Below are 17,538 nucleotides of genomic sequence, written 5' to 3' on the forward strand. Positions count from 1 at the left end.
CATCTTTGGGGTTGATCAGGTAGACCACCAACGGCACCTCGGTATGCCGCAGGCCGATACCGCCATGCGCCCCTTCGATATCACCATCAATGGCCGGTTCCATCAGCGGAACAACGATGGGCGGCAGCAGGGGGTCAAGTGTTTTGTCCTTGGGCATGGCGAGAGTCCTCACGGTCGTGCGCTGTTGGCTTACCGTTATCAAACGCCTTAAATCGCGGCGTGCCTACTGTCAGAATTAACAGGTAGTGCGGGATGCCCCTGGATCGGTACCTGTTAATTCTGACAGTAGGCAATGCCCGGTTTCAGGTGTTTGATAGCGCCAACAGCACACTTCGCAGGAACAGGAGAACAGCTATGCCAGCCCAGAAAAACCAGACATCCGCGCCTGCGACCAAGCCAGCAGCGGCAGAGGGAAAGACCAAGACCAAAGCCTCTGCCAAACAGAAGGTTCCGGCCCTATCACACACCATCATGACGCTGGAGGAAAAGAAGGCGCCCAAGTACCTCGACCGGCTTTACATTCCCGGCATGAGTGAGAACGTCAAAGGCTACGACGCTGGCGTCCCGAAGTGGTTGTTTGAGTCGGGCATGACGATTCAGGTAGACAAAGGCTGGGCCGCGGCCCCGGGCGATGTCATCACGGTCGGTAAACTACTCGACGACGGCACCGTGTCGGTACTCGCCACCAAGCAGCTCAAACCTGGCGAGGAGCTGAACAACGCCTACTTTTTCGCCGCCGAACAGAAGGACCTGCCCGACGGCCCGTATGCCCTGGTGTATGTGGTCCACTATGCCGGAGGCACGGACTACGACAGGTCTTACCCGCTGCTGACGCTGGTCAAGACCGACCTTCCCGCCGGTGACGACGACGACGGCCCTACAGTACCCGGGCATTCAGGACTGAAATTCAGCGTATCCGAGACGGTCATCGTCCCAGGCAACGCCAGCAAAGGCGTCACTATCACGCTCCAGCCGCCCCCAAACACCAACCCAACCGATGAAGTCGATCTTCACTGGGGATCGGTGATCAAGACGCAAAACATTGCGGGGGCACTCAAGCCCACAGTGATCTTGGTGACCTATGCGGATTTGCTTGAAGCCGGCGACAGTGATCTTCGGTACGTCTGGCTGGAGGTGCGGGATCTGGTGGGGAATGTCTCGACGCCCGGCTCGGCCAGCGTGGAGGTCTCGGTGAACCTGGGCCAGCACCTGACGGATGGCCCCGTCATCGTCAATGGCGGGCCACCTGGCTATATCGACCTTGAAGTCGTGGGGGAAAACCCCCTGGAGCTGCAGGTTCGCACGCCGTCTAGCGTGGGCGGTGTGGGTGATATTTATGATGTGATGTTCCGCATCTACCCGCCTAAAGGTGGCGTCAAAATCATTCACAAATTTGTCGAGATCAGGCGAGGTGGTCAGGTCTATTCAGTGTTCATCGATTACCTGGATGTACGGATGGCCGCTGAAGGCCGAGTGGAGACCAGCTTCGTATTGAGAAAGTCCGGCCCGCCCTACGAGGTGTACTCCAAGAAAACCGCCGCCGAGGTCAGAGGCTCAGTGGTTCGCCTGGAGCCACCGGACCTTGAGGGCTACCCAGACGATCACATCGGTAACGACCCGGCGCATGTCATCGCACGCTGCCCCTACTATGCCTGGCGGCAACCCACCGACGAGATTCTGTGGATCTTTCGACTTGTAAAAGGGTTGAACGAGGTGATCCTCCACACCGAGACACAAATCGTCGGCCAATCCTGGCCCGTCGGTGCGCCGGTCAAGCAGGTGTTTTACTGGGAACAATTGCGCCAGTTCAAAGGCTACAGCTTTGAGTTCTATTACGTGATCTCAAGCAGCTTCACCCGCGCGCGCGCAATAGACCTGAATGAATCCTTGCGTCGGATGTTGACCATCAGCTAGATACGTCAAACCCCAAGGCACTCCCGCGAGTGGCTTGGGGTTTGAGTCGCTCGACAATCAGTTTTGAATCTTGTGATCCAGCGCCGCATAAAAGTTGGCACTCTGTTGCAGGTACTTCTGAGTATAAGCCGTGACATTGGATTTTTTGCCGGTGACTTCCACGCTGGCGGCGGCAGGCAAGGCCACAGTGGCGGAAACAGCAGAAGCAGCGATGATCGAGAAGAGATTGAAGTTCATGGCGGTAACCCTTGTGTTCGTTTGGTTGGGTGGCCTGGGAAGGCCTTGGAACCCAACTTACGCCCGAGGGTTGAACCTTAGAAATGCTTTGAAACAGTAGCCGTTATCACTGCGATTAATACAAAGGCTCAGGCCCCGCAGTGCGGGGCCTGTGGCTTATTGACGCACCAGGAACTTGAGGTCACTGGGGGCATCGATCGGCAATTTCTGCACGGTTTTACCCAGCAGGCCGGTCTTGGGGTCGCGCTCGACGACGACAATTTCATTGCTTTTCTGGTTGGCGATCAGCAGGAATTTTCCGCTAGGGTCGAGGCTGAACTCACGCGGATGGTCGCCTTCGACAGAACGGCGCTGGATTTCCTTGAGGTGCGCGGTGGCTGGATCGATGCTGAACACCAGCATCTGATTGGCCGTGCCACGGTTGCTCACGTACAGGAATTTGCCGTCGTTTGACGCATGCAACGCCGCACCGGCCTTGTCGGACACCGGTTGGCCGGCGGCATAGTCGAGCAACTGGGTTTGCGTCAGCTTGCCGTCGTTGTAATCGAACACGGCTACCTGGGCGCTCATCTCAGTGGTCAGCCAGGCGTGTTTGCCGTCCGCGCTGAACAGCAAGTGACGCGGGCCGCTGCCCGGTGGCAACTGCACCGACGCCGGGTCGGCCGCTGTCAGTGGCAGTTCGTGATTGGCCTTGGGGTCGTAGCGGTAGGCAAACACCTTGTCCGCGCCCAGGTCCTGCACGAATACATACTTGCCGTCCGGCGACGACACTACCGAATGCACATGGTTGGACGCCTGGCGCTCCGGGTTCACACGGCTGGCCGGGTGTCCGCTCAATTGCACCGGTGCCGACAGCTTGCCGCTGGCATCCACCGGCAGGATCGCCAGGCTGCCACCCGGGTCTTCCACCACCGAATAGTTGGCGACGAACAGGTAACGCCCATCGGCGGCCACACTGGAGTGGGTGGGCTCATTGCCCAGGCTCTGCACCTGGTTGATCAGGGTCAACTGGTGGTTCTGGGGGTCGATGCTATAGCTGCTGACACGCCCCACCGGGTCTGCCTGGCCGGGGCCGTTCTCATTGACCACAAACAACTGCTTCTGGTCTTTGGAGATCGTCAGCCAGGAAGGGTTGGCGGTTTTCGCCGCCAGCACTGGCTTGCCGCTGAACTGCCCGGTGCTACTGTCGAATTGCAGGCGGTAGATCCCTTCACTGGTGCCGGCCGTATAGCTGCCGACCAACAGTTCATGGATATCGGCCGGTGCGGCCTGCACCGACATCGCACCGACACTGCCTGCCATCAGCAGGGGCCAGAATTTACGCATCATCTGCTTCGTCCTCGTCGTTATTGTTGTCGCCCTGGATGGCGCTCAAGCAGACCAGACGGTGTTCACCGTCGTCGTTGATCAGCAACCAGCTTTGCAAGCTCTCGTCAAAGGTAGCCGCCTGCAATTGTTCTGGACTGAAGGTCCAACGCTTGAGTTCCCGGCCATCCATGCTTTGGATCTGCAGTTGCTGATCAAGCTCGAAGTCAAAAGCGTGCAGCCCATTGATGATCAGCATATCGCTGGTGGCAAGGACGCAGGTCAGGGTGTCGGCAGTCATGGCAGTAATCATTTTGGGGAAAGCCGCAATGATAGCCCAGGCTGTAACCTAGAGGTTGAACACTGCGGTGATGCTATCGCAGCATAGGTATCTACAACTTCGGTACGACGCTAAACTTGTGGCGAGGGAGCTTGCTCCCGTGACGGCCTGACAGCCAACGCCCGCCTACCTGACACCCCCACGATCAAACTGTGGGAGCTGGCTTGCCTGCGATGGCGGCCTGACGGCCGACGCAGTTATACCGGGTAAATATCCATTCCTGCGGTATCAGACATGTAGGCGCTCTGATCCAACATCCCAGTTGGCTGCCAGGCCGTCTTCGCAGGCAAGCCAGCTCCCACACTTGGCACGGTGCGTCAGTTGGATCAGCTTCGGCTGTCAGGCCGTCACGGGAGCAAGCTCCCTCGCCACAGGTCCAGCTTTGCACCAACGTTGTGTAGATACCTATGCCTATCGCAGGCAAGCCTGCTCCCGCCTTTTGGGAGCAGGATCAGTGTGCGAACAACGAGTTGCCCTTCTGCCCTGCCAGCTTTTCAGGCTTGATCAGGAATCGCGCCAGCGCCGGCAACAGCCACAGCGCGCCGAACATGTTCCACAGCAGCATGAAGGTCAGCATCAGGCCCATGTCGGCCTGGAACTTGATGGCCGAGAAGATCCAGGTGCACACGCCGATGGCCAGGCACAAGCCGGTGAACAGTACGGCCTTACCGGTGGACTTCAATGTCTGGTAATACGCCTCTTGCAACGGCAAGCCAGCACGCAGGAAGCTTTCCAGACGGCTGTAGATGTAGATGCCGTAGTCCACGCCAATCCCCACACCCAGGGCTACCACCGGCAAGGTTGCGACCTTGACGCCAATGCCCATGAACGCCATCAGTGCGTTACCCAGTACCGAGGTCAGCACCAGCGGCAACACGATGCACAGGGTCGCCGCCCAAGAGCGGAAGGTGATCATGCACATGGTCGCCACGCACAGGTACACCAGGATCAGGATGATCAGTTCCGACTCCTTGATCACCTCGTTGGTGGCTGCTTCGATCCCGGCATTACCCGCTGCGAGAATGAATTCCAGGCCGTCCTTGTTGTTTTCCTTGGCGAAGTCCTGCACCGCATGCACCGCGCGGTCGAGGGTTTCGGCCTTGTGGTCATTGAGGAACACCAGCACCGGCGCCAGGGAGCAATTGTTGTTGTACAAGCCATCGGCACGGGCGATGGAGTTGTTCAGCACATCCGGGTTGCGCGACAGGGTTTCCCATTTCAGGTTGCCTTCGTTCATGCCCTTGATCATTTGCTTGGACACAGTCACCAACGAGATCGCCGACTGCACGCCCTCGGTGTTCTGCATCTTCCACATCAACTGGTCGATGGGCGCCATGGCTTCATAGCGCGAGCAGCCTTCGGCCTTGGTCTTGACCATCACCACCAGCACGTCGGAGCTGGTGGAGTAATTGCTGATGATGAAGTTGTTGTCCTTGTTGTAGCGCGAATCCGGGCGCAGTTCCGGTGCGCCTTGGTCCAGGTCGCCAATCTTCAGGTTCTGGCTGTACCAGAGGCCGCCACCAAAGGCGATCAACGCCAGGAACACCGAAACCGGCGCGACTTTCGGGCTGGCAAATTTGGACAGCAGGCGCCAGAAGCTATGTTCGCGGTTCGCGTCTTTCTTGCTCTTGGCGATGGCGCGCTTGCTGATGCCCACGTAGGAAATCGCGACCGGCAGCAGGATCAGGTTAGTGAACACGATCACCGCCACGCCGATGGACGCGCCGATAGCCAGTTCGCGGATCACGCCGATGTCGATGATCAGCAGCGTGATGAAGCCCACCGCATCCGCCAGAATGGCGATCATCCCCGGCAGGAACAGTTGCCGGAAGGTGCGCCGCGCGGCGGTGAGGGCGTTGTCTGCCTCGCTGGATTGCAGGGCAATGCCGTTGATCTTCTGCACGCCATGGGAAATGCCGATGGCGAAGATCAGGAACGGCACCAGCATCGAATACGGGTCCAGTCCGAAACCGAAGAAGTGCATCAACCCCAGTTGCCAGACCACCGCCACCAATGTCGTGCTCAACACCGCAATGGTGCTGCGCAGGCAGTTGGTGAACCACAGCAGCAGAATCAGGGTGATGACGAACGCAACGCCGAAGAACAGCACCACCATCACTAGGCCATCGATCAGGTCGCCGACCTTTTTGGCAAAGCCGACAATATGAATCTTGACGTTGGGGTTCTGGGTTTCGAACTTGTCGCGGATCTTGTCTTCGAGTTCATGGGAGAACTTGCGGTAGTCCAGGGCCAGCAACTTGCCCTGGTCTTGCGGGTCCGGGTAGGACTCCAACAGCGGGATATCAACGATGCTCGACTTGAAGTCATTGGCGACCAGCCGCCCGACCTGGCCGGACTTGAGCACGTTATTGCGCAACTGGTCGAGGCTCTGCGGCGAACCGTTGTAGCTCTGCGGGATGACCTCCCCGCCGGCAAAACCTTCTTCGGTCACCTCGGTCCAGCGCACGCTGGGGCTCCACAGCGACTTGAGGCCCGAGCGGTCCACACCGGAGATGTAGAACACCTCGTCGTGGATCTGGCGCAGGGTCTCCATGTACTCCTTGGTGAAGATGTCCCCGTCCTTGGCTTCCACCGAAATACGCACGGTGTTGCCCAGGTTGGCCAAATCGTTGCGGTGCTCCATCATTTTTTCGATGAAGGGGTGCTTGAGCGGGATCATCTTTTCAAAACTGGTGGACGGGCGAATCAAGGTCGCCTGCCAGAACAGGAAGAGGCTCACCAGCAGGCAGATGACGATCACCGCCGGGCGATTGTTGAAGATCAGACGCTCAAGAAAGGTCGCTTTATCGTTGTGATGACTGCTCATTGAATCCCCGCCTTCTTATTATTGTGAGAGCTCTGCGCCGGCCGATGTGGCAACCCGCATGCCACCCTGCCCCGCGAGGATCAAATTGCCATTGCCGGCCGCCGTGACCGCCGAGAGTGAAATACGGTCCGGGCGATTGAACACACTGAAGGTCTGGCCGTTGTCATGGCTGACCACCACGCTGCCGCCGTTGCCGACCACAACAATGGAACCGTCCTCCAGCAAGGTCGCCCCCGACAGGCCAAACTCCAACGCACCACGCGCTGCGTTCAATTGGACCTGTTCCCAAGTGCTGCCGAAATCAGTGGAGCGGTAGAGGTTGCCGCGCAACCCATACGCCAGCAGGGTTTGCGGCTGTGCGGTGCTGATCACGCCAAACAGCGAACCCTCGTAGGGGCCTTCGAGTTTTTCCCAGGTCTGCCCGTCGTCGCTGGAGCGAAACATGCTGCCTTGCTCACCGACGATAAACAGGCCGGCGCCCTTGACGTGCGCAATGGCGTTGAGGTGGTACTGGTCTTCGTTGTCGAGGCGCTCGCTCACATCGTTCCAGGTTTTGCCGGCGTCGGTAGTCTCGATCAACGCACCGTAGGCGCCCACGGCCAGGCCGTGGTTGGCGTCGTTGAACCACACATCGAGCAACGGCGCTTCGCGTTTGAGGTCTTGATATTGCTGGGTCCACGTGGCGCCGCCATCGGTACTGGCAAGAATCTGCGCATCGTGGCCGACGGCCCAACCGTGCTGATCATCAACGAAAAACACCGCCGTGAGCAGTTGCCGGGTGGGTACTTTGGCTTGGGCCCAGGTGTTGCCCTGGTCATCGGAATAAAGGATATGCCCCCGATCACCGACCGCCACCAGGCGCTTGCCCGCGTGAACCACGTCGATCATCAAGCCTTTGGCGGCCTTGGGGGATTCAATTGCAAAGACTGCGGCGGCGGAGGTATCGCTGGCGGCCAGAACCGGCAGCGACAATGCGCTGCCAGCAAGCAGCGAGAGCGCTGTGGCCAGCAACGCAACCCTGCGTGCGGCGCGTGGGCGGCAAACAACCCAACCCATGACAGGCTCACTCATAGACCTTTCTCCCATTTATTATTGTTAGGTCGTCTTCTCTGCCAGGACCTTGAAACCTGCAATCTAGAGCGCCTGGAGGAAGCAGGAGCCATCCTATCGGGCTTTGGAATCGTCTGACAATCGGCGCTACGTTATCTTTTGTTAACTGGCGGCGTTTGGCCCTGTGCTGAATATAGCTATATCAGCTGAAATGATGGCCCCACGTGATCGTTCCCACGCTCCGCGTGGGAATGCATCCCCTGACGCTCTGCGTCCTCACCGCGCAAACAGCGGGGCGCAGAGCGCCCCGGCCGGCATTCCCATGCGGAGCGTGGGAACGATCAGAAGAAATGAATTTTTATTCTATCTATTGAATTTAGTGAATTTTTATTCCATTAATAGCCTTCCTGAAAACAATAATCCAAAGGACCACGACGATGCGTGAACTCGGAATCGGCTTGATCGGCACAGGCTTCATGGGCCGCGCCCACGCGCTGGCGTTCAACAACGCCCGGGCGGTATTTGAACTGCCGGTGCAGCTCAAGCTGGCCGCCCTGGCCGATGCCGACACCGAACGCGCCCAGCGTTGCGCCAGCGCCTGGGGGTTTGCCCAGGCCCATGGTGACTGGCAAGCGCTGATCAACGACCCAAAGGTCGACGTCGTGGCCATCACCACCCCCAACCATTTGCATTACCCCATGGCCATGGCCGCGATTGCGGCCGGCAAAGCCGTGTATTGCGAGAAACCCCTGGCCGTCAGCCTCGAACAAGCCGACGCCATGCGCCGCGCAGCCCATACCGCCGGGGTGGTGACGCGTGTCGGCTATAACTACCAGCACAACCCCATGATCGTGCTGGCCCGGCAGATGATTGCCCAGGGCGAACTGGGCCAGATCATCAGTTTCCAAGGTGAGTTCAGCGAAGACTTCATGGCGGACCCGGCCTCCCCTTGGTCGTGGCGCTGCGAAGTGGAGCATGCTGGCGGCGCCCTGGCTGACCTGGGCAGCCATTTGCTGTCAATGGCCCGCTACCTGGTGGGCGACGTGACCCATGTCTGTGCCGATACCCAGACCGTGCACAACCAACGCCCCGCCACCGCCGGCAGCCCAACCTCAAAAGCCATTGCCGTGGATGACCAGGTGCATGCCCTGTTGCGCTTCGCCAACGGCGCCCGTGGCACGGTGAGCAGCAGTTGGCTCAAGCACGGCTACAAAAACCATCTGAGTTTCGAGATCAGCGGCACCCAAGGCACGCTGGCGTTTGACCAGGAACGCTTGAATGAACTGCGCCTGTACCGCATCGGCCAGGACGGCTTCCAGCGCCTGCTGGCTGGCCCCGCCCTGCCCGGCTATGCGGCATTCAGCCCGGCGGCGGGGCATCAGTTGGGCTACAACGAGTTGAAGACGTTGGAAGTGCAGGAGTTGATCATGGCGCTGGCCGGCCAAGGGGCCCAGGGGACGGACTTTGAGGCGGCGTGGGAGGTGGAGCGGTTGGCGACGGCGATTCGAGTGGCCGCCCTTGAGGAACGCTGGGTCAAAGTGGACACGGTTTAAAAGTGGGAGCGGGCTTGCTCGCGAATACGCTGTGTCAGTCGGCACCTTCAGTGCCTGAACCGCCGCATTCGCGAGCAAGCCCGCTCCCACATTTGGTTATCTGAACCATTCAATCAGCGCAAGGCCCGGCGCAGCACTTTGCCCACCGTGGTCTTGGGCAGTTCCGTGGTGCGAAACTCCACATACTTTGGCAGCTTGTACCCCGTCAGGTACTCCCGGCAGTGAGCAAGAATCTGCTCCTGGGTCAGGGTCGGGTCCTTGCGCACGACGATGATCTTGACCTTCTCCCCGGTCACTGGGTCTTCGACCCCAATGGCCGCCACTTCAGCAACCCCAGGGTGCATGGCCACCACGTCCTCGATTTCATTGGGGTACACGTTGAAGCCCGAGACCAGGATCATGTCCTTCTTGCGGTCCACCAGGCGGATATACCCGCGTGCGTCCATCACGCCGATGTCCCCGGTGGACAACCAGCCCTCGGCATCCAGCACCTCAGCGGTTTCCTTCGGCCGTTGCCAGTAGCCCTGCATCACTTGCGGGCCACGTACTTGCAACTCGCCCTGCTCGCCGATATCCGCCAGTTCGCCGTCTTCGCGTACGAAGCGCACCCAGGTAGAGGGCAATGGAACGCCAATGCTGCCGGTGAATTCCATCTCGCGCATGCGGGAAATATCAATAGGGCTGATGCTCACCACGGGCGAGCATTCGGTCAGCCCGTAGCCTTCGATGATCGGCAGCCCGGTTACTTCCTTCCAGCGCTTGGCCACCGCGGTGTGGGTGGCCATGCCGCCAGCAATCACCAGGCGCAGGTCGGAAAAGTCCCGTGCACAGAACTCCTTGTTTTCCAGCAAGCCATTGAACAGCGTGTTCACCCCGGCGATGCCATTGAAGCGTTCCTTGCGCAGGATCATCTGCACGCGCTTCACGTCCCGAGGGTTGGCGATGAGGATATTGCGCCCGCCCAGGCACATGAACATCAGGCAGTTCACCGTCAGTGAGAAGATGTGGTACAGCGGCAGCAAGGTCACGTTGGTTTCCTGCTTGTGCAGGTTTAACTGATCACCGACCCAGGCCTTGGCTTGCAGCAGGTTGGCAATGATATTGCGATGGCTGAGCATCACGCCCTTGGCATCGCCGGTGGTGCCGCCGGTGTATTGCAGAAAGGCCAGTTCATCGCGGTGCAGGCTGACCGGTAAATGGTGCATGGCCCTGCCCTGTTTAAGCACTTGGTTGAAACGCAGCGAACCGGGCAGCCTGAAGGCTGGTACCTGCTTCTGCACGCTGCGCAGGATGAAGTTCATTGCCGCGCCCTTGAAGGTGCCCAGCAAGTCACCGATCGCCGCGACCACCACACGCTTGACGCTGCTGCCGACCATGGCTTTTTCCAGGGTATGCGCGAAGTTTTCGAAGATCACCACGGTTTCGGCGCCACTGTCCTTGAGTAGGTGCTTGAGCTCGTGGGCGGTATACAACGGGTTGACGTTGACCACTACCGCCCCGGCCAGGATCGTGCCCAGCAGGCAGATCGGGTACTGCAAGCAGTTGGGCATCATCAGGGCCACGCGATCGCCCTTCTTCACGCCCTGGTCCTGCAGCCAGGCGGCAAAGGCAATGCCCTGGGTGCGCCAATCGGCATAGGTCATTTCAGTACCGATGCTGACGTAGGCCACCCGCTCACGGAATTTTTCCAGGTGCTCAAGGAACACTTCGCGCAACGACGGGTAGTCCTCAATCCCGGCCTCTATATCCGCCGGCACGCCAGGCAGGTATGTGTTCAACCAGATGCGTTCGGTGTGTTCCAGGCTGATCGCGTTCATCGCAGTGTCCTTATTGTTGTTTTTGATAGCGCTACTTTTCGACGATGGCGGTGATGCCCAACCCACCCGCCGCGCAGATCGAGATCAGGCCGCGACCGCCACCGCGTTCATGGATAGCCTTGGCCAGCGCCGCCAGCTGCCGGCCACCGGTGGCCGCAAAGGGATGGCCGCAACCCAGTGAGCCGCCGTTGACGTTCATCTTGGCCCGGTCGATGGCGCCCAGGGGGGCGTCAAGGCCGAGTCGCTCGCGGCAATACTGCGGGTCTTCCCAGGCCTTGAGCGTGCACAGCACCTGGGCGGCGAACGCTTCGTGGATCTCGAAGAAATCGAAGTCGGCAAACCTCAAGCCTTCCCGCGCAAGCATGCGTGGCACGGCGTAAGCCGGCGCCATCAGCAGGCCCTCGGTGCCGTCGACAAAATTCACCGCAGCCGTTTCGCCCGTGCGCAAGTAGGCCAACACCGGCCAGCCATGGGCGGCGGCCCATTCTTCACTGGCCAGCAGCACCACCGAGGCGCCATCGGTCAGGGGCGTGGAGTTGCCGGCGGTGAGCGTGCCGTTCTGGCGGTCGAAGGCCGGCGACAAGCCGGCGAGCTTTTCCAGGCTGATATCGGCACGCAAGTTGTTGTCACGGGCCAAGCCGCGGTGGGGGCTGATCAGGTCGTCGAAGAAGCCACGTTTATAAGCCGCATCCAGGCGCTGGTGGCTGGTGAGGGTCAGCTCGTCCTGGGCCAGGCGTTTGATCTGCCAGCGCTTGGCCATTTCTTCGCAGTGCTCGCCCATGGACAGCCCGGTGCGCGGCTCGCCATTGCGCGGCAGCAATGGTTTGAACAGCATCGATGGGCGCACTTTCATCAAGGCCTTGAGCTTGTCGCCCAGGCTTTTGGCGCGATTGGCCGCGAGCAAGGTATGGCGCAAGGATTCGTTGATGCCAATGGGCGCGTCGGAGGTGGTGTCGGCACCACCGGCAACGCCCACTTCGATCTGGCCGAGGGCGACTTTATTCGCCACCAGCAGCGCAGCTTCAAGCCCTGTGCCACAGGCTTGTTGCACATCATAGGCAGGGGTTTGCGCAGACAACGTGGTGGACAACAGCGCCTCGCGGGCCAGGTTGAAATCCCGCGAGTGCTTGATCACCGCTCCGGCGGCAAACTCACCCAGGCGTTGGCCGTGCAGGTTGTAGCGATCCACCAATCCTTGCAGGGCGGCGACCAGCAGGTCCTGGTTACTGTCGTGGGCATACACCGTGTTGGAGCGCGCAAATGGAATACGGTTGCCGCCGATAATCGCCACGCGGCGGGTCGGGGCTGGGGTAAAACTGTAATCACTCATTGCTGGCTCTCTTTCCAAATGAATAGCCCGCGCATATGGGGCTTGTCCCCGACAAAATTGCGCACTTCGAACTCGCGCCGTGGCCCGCTCACGGGGTGGCGCCACAGGGCGACCTGGCCGGGCAGGAAGATCGGCAATTTGAAGTCGCAATGTGCCTCGGCCTGGTCCAGGCCACCGGGCGGCTGTTGCGCTGCCAATGCGCGGCCCAGGGTCCACATGCCATGGGCGATGGCGCGACGAAAGCCGAAGAGCCTGGCACCGATGACCGACGTGTGAATGGGATTGAAATCCCCCGAGACCTTGGCAAAGCGTCGCCCCAGGTCGGCGGGCAGTACCCAGCGCTGGGTGCGTAACAGACCGTCTTCCTGCAGTGGCAGAGGGTCATTCCAGGGTTCACCCACCGGATTGCTGACGTCACGGCGCAAATACAGGCTATCGCTTTCCCACACCAGGGTTTCCTGGCTGTAGGCACGGGTAGCAATGCTCAACGCCTGCCCTTTGGGATGGGCCACCCAGCGCTCGCAATACACCTCCAGGCGCAACGCCTGCCCCTCGTACAAGCGCTGGTGCTGACGAATACGATTGGCCAGGTGCACCATGCCACTGGCCGGGTACGGAAAGCTTGGCCGAGTCAGCAGCATGAGGTGCAGTGGGAACGCCAGCACATGGGGATAGGACAATGGCACGCCCTGCTCGCGACGAAAACCACACGCCCGTGAGTAAGCGGCGATACCGGCCGACGAAAGCTCCACCGCGCTGCGCACCAGGCGTGCGGTGGGCAATGGCGGCGCACCGTCGGGCTTGGGTTTGCGCAAGGCGCGCAGGCCGTCGAGCAACAACTGCGTGCGCGACGGCGGTGGGTCGATAATCTGCGTCACGTAGTCCATCGGTCAGGCTCCCAACAGGCTTTGGCCGCACACCCGCACCACCTGGCCATTGACGCCGCCCGACGCCGGATGCGCCAGCCAGGCGATGGTCTCGGCCACGTCGATGGGTTGCCCGCCCTGGGACAACGAATTCATGCGCCGCCCCGCTTCGCGGATCATCAGCGGGATCTTCGCGGTCATCTGGGTCTCGATAAAGCCGGGCGCCACCGCGTTCACCGTGACCTGCCGGGCTGCCGCACGCGGTGCCAGGCCCTGTACCAGGCCTATCACACCGGCCTTGGACGTGGCGTAGTTGCTCTGCCCCAGGTTGCCGGCGATACCGGAAATCGACGACACGCACACAATGCGCCCACCAGGGTTCAAACCCTGACTGTCGAGCAAGGCCTCACTGAGCTGCCACGGCGCTTCGAGATTGACCGCCAGCACACTGCGCCAGGCGCCCTCGGTCATTTTGGCGATGGTCTTGTCGCGGGTGATGCCGGCGTTGTGCACCACCACATCAAAGGCGCCGTATTGGCTGACGTGGGTTTGCAACAGCGCGGCGGTGTCGGCGGCGGTGATATCCAGGGGCAACGCCGAACCGCTCACGCTGGTCGCCGCCTGCTGCAAGGCTTCCTGGGCCTGGGGCACGTCCACACACACCACATGGGCACCGTCGCGCGCCAGCACCTGGGCAATCGCCAGGCCGATGCCACGGGAGGCGCCGGTGACCAGGGCACGTTTGCCGGCAAAGGGTTTGTCCCAGTTGATGGCGGCGTGGCCATCGACCGGTTTTTCCAGGCGCACCACCTGCCCCGAGACATAGGCGGAACGGCGCGACAGGAAAAACCCCAGGCTGCTGTCCAGCGCGTCTTCCGCGCCCGGCGCCACGTACAGCAGTTGCACGGTGATCGCGCGGCGCAGTTCCTTGGCCAGCGAACGCACCAAGCCTTCAAGGGCGCGTTGGGCGATGGCCTGGGGCAAGTCGTCGCAATGCTCGGGTGCCGTTCCGAGCACCACTACTCGGCCATGCTGGCCGAGGCGCTTGGCATTGCTGTGAAAGAACAGGTAGAGCTCATCCAACTGTTGCAGGTCGGCCACGCCGCTGGCGTCGAACACCGCGCCTTGCACCTTGACCGTGGACGGTGCCTTGAGCGTCGCCGGGCTCGCGGCGACGGTGTCGGTGGCGCTGAACACGCGCTGCACCGAGGCCACCAGGCGCCCTGCCCCGGCGATGATCACAGGATTAGCCAGGCCGGCCTGGCCGCTGCGATGCCGTTGCAGGGGCAAGGGTTGCGGCAAGCCGACCGCCTGGGCCAGACGCCGGCCCCAGGGAGAATTGACGAACGAAAGGTAGCTGTCACTCATAAGGAGTCCACTCACAACACAGTTCTTGCCTGATAAACCGGTCAAATGTGGGGAACTGGATCGCCCTCTGTAGGAGCGAGCTTGCTCGCGAAAAACGTCAACGATAACGCTGGCTTCCTGAATCAACGCGGCGCCTGTGAGTTCTTCGCGAGCAAGCTCGCTCCTACAAAAAGCCTTCTGCCTGGTATTCAAGGCAAGCAGTTCCCACCTGTGGACCGGGTTTTCTCTTAATTGACCGGGACGCTGCGCCGTTTGGCCACCGGCTCGAGCGCCTGCTTACGCTGCTGCAGAGCCTCCAGCAAACCAAAGTCCTGGGGAAAGTCGTCCACCTGGATACCGTGGTCGGCGTATTCCACATAGCGCGCCAGCAAGGCGTCTTCGTCGTCGCTGATCAAATCCAGCGCCCGCGACTTCACGCGCCAATCGGTGAAGGCCGTGGCAGAAATCGGCAGCGGGCCGAGCAGACCTTGCTTGATGGCGGGCTTGAGCCGCGCCTCGATCAGCTCCACTTGGGGCAGCAAACGGAAACCCAATTCGCCGTAGGCCAGCTTGTCGACTTCCGCACGTGGGATGTAGGAGTTGGCCAGCAAACGGTCGCGGGTCTCGCCAGGGGTCTGCACCACCTCCGCCACCTGCGCCAACAGGCGGTCCGACGGTTTGCGCAGCGGGATGCCAAACGGAAAGCTCAAGGTGCGCACTACTGCTGCTGCGGGTTTTGAAGGGTAGTTGTCGAGCACTTCGGCCAAGGCTTCGTGGGCGCGCAACAAGGCGTCCTGGGCCGCCCAGTGCACCAGCGGCAAGTCCGCCTGGGGCCTACCGTCATCCTCGAAGCGCTTGAGCACGCAAGACAGGATGTACAGCTGCGACAAAATATCCCCCAGGCGCCCGGTAATACTTTCCTTGCGCTTGAGGGCACCGCCCAGCACGCCCATGGAGATATCCGAGATCAGCGCCAGCACCACCGACAGCCGATTGGCCTGGCGGTAGTAGGCAGCCAGCGCCGGGTCGGTCTTGGCCGGGGCCGCAATCAGGCGCCCGCCGGTCACGGCATGCACCGCTGCGCGTACGGTGTTGGCTACTACAAAACTCACATGGCCAAACATTGCGCTGTCGAAGTCTTCCAGTGCCTTGCGCCGGTCGGGGTTGTGCGCCGCCTCCATCTCGCGGAACACGTAGGGATGGCAACGAATCAAGCCCTGGCCAAAGATGATCAGGCATCGGGTCATGATGTTCGCGCCCTCCACCGTAATGGCGATGGGACTTTGCTGGTAGGCACGGGCGAGGAAGTTATTGGGGCCCATGCAGATGCCTTTGCCGGCGACGATGTCCATGCCGTCGTTGACGATGATGCGCGCCCGCTCTGTGACGTGGTACTTGGCAATGGCCGAGATCACCGACGGTTTCTCGCCGGCGTCCAGGGATGCCACCGACACCTTGCGCACCGCATCACAGGCATACAGATGCCCGGCCATGCGCGCCAGCGGCGCCTGTACACCTTCGAACTTGCCGATGGGCAGGCCGAATTGCTTGCGCATCGCCGCATAGGCTGTGGTACCGCGCACCGCCACTTTACCCAGGCCGACGTTGGCCGAAGGCAGGGAAATCGCCCGACCTGCCGCCAGGCACTCCATCAACATGCGCCAACCGTTGCCGATTTGTTCGCGGCCGCCGATCACCCACTCCAAGGGAATGAACACATCCTTGCCGGTGGTTGGGCCATTCTGGAAAACCGCATTCAACGGCCAGTGACGCCGGCCGCTGTTTACCCCCGGATGGGAGGTGGGGATCAACGCACAGGTAATGCCCAGGGAACCTGGCGCGCCAAGCAAGCCCTGCGGGTCTTCGGCGCGGAACGCCAGGCCCAGCACCGTGGCAATCGGGCCGAGGGTGATGTAGCGCTTGTCCCAGGTCACTTTGAAACCCAGTACTTCCTCGCCCTCATGCATGCCTTTGCAGACAATGCCCAGGTCGGGGATCGCGCCTGCATCCGAGCCGGCATAAGGGCTGGTCAGGGCGAAACACGGAATGTCGTCACCGCGTGCCAGGCGCGGCAGGTAGTAGTTGCGCTGGGCGTCGGTGCCGTAATGCAGCAGCAGCTCGGCCGGGCCCAGGGAATTGGGGACCATCACCGAAATCGCTGCCGCCGAGCAGCGTGTCGACAGCTTCATCACCACCTGGGAATGGGCGTAGTGGGAGAAGCCTTTGCCGCCGTACTGCTTGGGAATGATCATGCCGAGGAACCCGGCATCCTTGGTGTACTGCCAGCCTTCGGGGGACATGTCCTGCCAGACCTGCGTGGTTTCCCAGTCGTTGGCGATGTCGCACAGGGTTTCGACTTCGTTGTCGAGGAAGGCTTGCTCCTCCGCGCTCAGGCTGGCCGGCGCGGCTTGCAGCAGACGCTGCCAGTCGGGCTTGCCGCTGAACAGCTCGGCATCCCACCACACCGTGCCGGACTCGATGGCCGCACGCTCGGTATCGGACATCGCCGGCATGATTGTACGAAACAGGCCCAAGGCCTTGGTGGTCAGCAGCTTGCGGCGCAGGGGTTTGATTGCCAGCACCAAGGCGGGCAGCACCACCAACACTGCCGCCAGGGCAATGCCTGGCACAGCCACTGCGCTGAACAGGTAACCAACCGCCAGCCAGAGGATGCCGGCGCTTAGCCACAGGGCGGCAGCGGCTTGTCGGTAAGCCAGGGCAATCGCTGCTGCGATACCCACCAATAACCAGATAAGCATGGGGGAGACCTCTACTTGATTCAGGACGTGAAACCACACTACAAACTTCAAATCATTAATTCAAATTTTGTTTTGAAATTTTTATTTAATTCCTTGCCGAAAAAATTGGCTGACCGGGTCAGCCTGACGAAAGAAGGAATCAACGCACGTCGCCGAAAACAACAGCCATGGCAAGGCCTCCAGATGCGCTGAG

General features: G+C 60.8%; 13 protein-coding genes. 3 read left to right on the forward strand and 10 right to left on the reverse strand.

The features are described 5' to 3' along the window. The first annotated feature begins 354 nt into the window (after positions 1–354). Positions 355–1,914 (forward strand): hypothetical protein, encoded by a 1,560-nt coding sequence (locus GIV26_RS08795; protein WP_236280100.1) that lies wholly within the window; start codon positions 355–357, stop codon positions 1,912–1,914. Positions 1,915–1,971: 57 nt separating this feature from the next. Here the strand turns inward: GIV26_RS08795 and GIV26_RS08800 are convergent, their stop codons facing one another. The 5 genes from GIV26_RS08800 to GIV26_RS08820 form a co-directional block, all read right to left on the reverse strand. Continuing rightward, entirely contained in the window at positions 1,972–2,151 is a 180-nt protein-coding gene (locus tag GIV26_RS08800; protein ID WP_034126032.1) for a hypothetical protein, read from the reverse strand. A gap of 156 nt (positions 2,152–2,307) precedes the next feature. Further along, a complete protein-coding gene (locus GIV26_RS08805) occupies positions 2,308–3,480 on the reverse strand; it encodes a lactonase family protein (RefSeq protein WP_054922650.1) in 1,173 nt (390 codons plus the stop codon). Continuing rightward, a complete protein-coding gene (locus tag GIV26_RS08810) occupies positions 3,470–3,757 on the reverse strand; it encodes a DUF5629 family protein (RefSeq protein ID WP_034126034.1) in 288 nt (95 codons plus the stop codon). The genes GIV26_RS08805 and GIV26_RS08810 overlap by 11 nt, the downstream gene beginning before the upstream one ends. 490 nt (positions 3,758–4,247) lie before the next feature. Then, positions 4,248–6,623: an efflux RND transporter permease subunit gene (locus tag GIV26_RS08815; RefSeq protein ID WP_057974813.1), complete on the reverse strand. Its 2,376-nt coding sequence runs from the start codon at positions 6,621–6,623 to the stop codon at positions 4,248–4,250. An 18-nt stretch (positions 6,624–6,641) separates the two neighbouring features. Beyond that, on the reverse strand, positions 6,642–7,679 hold the full coding sequence (locus GIV26_RS08820; RefSeq protein ID WP_236280248.1) for a WD40/YVTN/BNR-like repeat-containing protein: 1,038 nt from the start codon (positions 7,677–7,679) through the stop codon (positions 6,642–6,644). A gap of 431 nt (positions 7,680–8,110) precedes the next feature. On the opposite strand from GIV26_RS08820, the gene GIV26_RS08825 reads away from it, so the two are divergent. Continuing rightward, on the forward strand, positions 8,111–9,226 hold the full coding sequence (locus tag GIV26_RS08825; protein ID WP_089041829.1) for a Gfo/Idh/MocA family protein: 1,116 nt from the start codon (positions 8,111–8,113) through the stop codon (positions 9,224–9,226). A 113-nt stretch (positions 9,227–9,339) separates the two neighbouring features. Here GIV26_RS08825 and GIV26_RS08830 read toward each other — a convergent pair whose 3' ends face one another. From GIV26_RS08830 to GIV26_RS08850, 5 genes are all read right to left on the reverse strand, one after another. Further along, positions 9,340–11,043 (reverse strand): AMP-binding protein, encoded by a 1,704-nt coding sequence (locus GIV26_RS08830; RefSeq protein ID WP_236280102.1) that lies wholly within the window; start codon positions 11,041–11,043, stop codon positions 9,340–9,342. Between the two features lie 31 nt (positions 11,044–11,074). After that, positions 11,075–12,373 (reverse strand): acetyl-CoA C-acetyltransferase, encoded by a 1,299-nt coding sequence (locus GIV26_RS08835; RefSeq protein WP_236280104.1) that lies wholly within the window; start codon positions 12,371–12,373, stop codon positions 11,075–11,077. Next, positions 12,370–13,260: a MaoC/PaaZ C-terminal domain-containing protein gene (locus GIV26_RS08840; protein ID WP_236280106.1), complete on the reverse strand. Its 891-nt coding sequence runs from the start codon at positions 13,258–13,260 to the stop codon at positions 12,370–12,372. Before GIV26_RS08840 ends, GIV26_RS08835 begins: the two co-directional genes overlap by 4 nt. A 3-nt stretch (positions 13,261–13,263) precedes the next feature. Beyond that, a complete protein-coding gene (locus GIV26_RS08845; protein ID WP_236280108.1) occupies positions 13,264–14,607 on the reverse strand; it encodes a 3-oxoacyl-ACP reductase in 1,344 nt (447 codons plus the stop codon). Positions 14,608–14,834: 227 nt separating this feature from the next. Next, complete coding sequence (locus tag GIV26_RS08850; protein WP_236280110.1) at positions 14,835–17,345, reverse strand: acyl-CoA dehydrogenase; 2,511 nt, start codon at positions 17,343–17,345, stop codon at positions 14,835–14,837. Positions 17,346–17,360: 15 nt separating this feature from the next. On the opposite strand from GIV26_RS08850, the gene GIV26_RS08855 reads away from it, so the two are divergent. Next, entirely contained in the window at positions 17,361–17,537 is a 177-nt protein-coding gene (locus GIV26_RS08855; protein ID WP_236280112.1) for a hypothetical protein, read from the forward strand. Position 17,538 lies beyond the last annotated feature (1 nt).

Source organism: Pseudomonas sp. PA-1-3F (assembly GCF_021609665.1).
In the GTDB taxonomy this organism is placed as follows: domain Bacteria; phylum Pseudomonadota; class Gammaproteobacteria; order Pseudomonadales; family Pseudomonadaceae; genus Aquipseudomonas; species Aquipseudomonas paracarnis.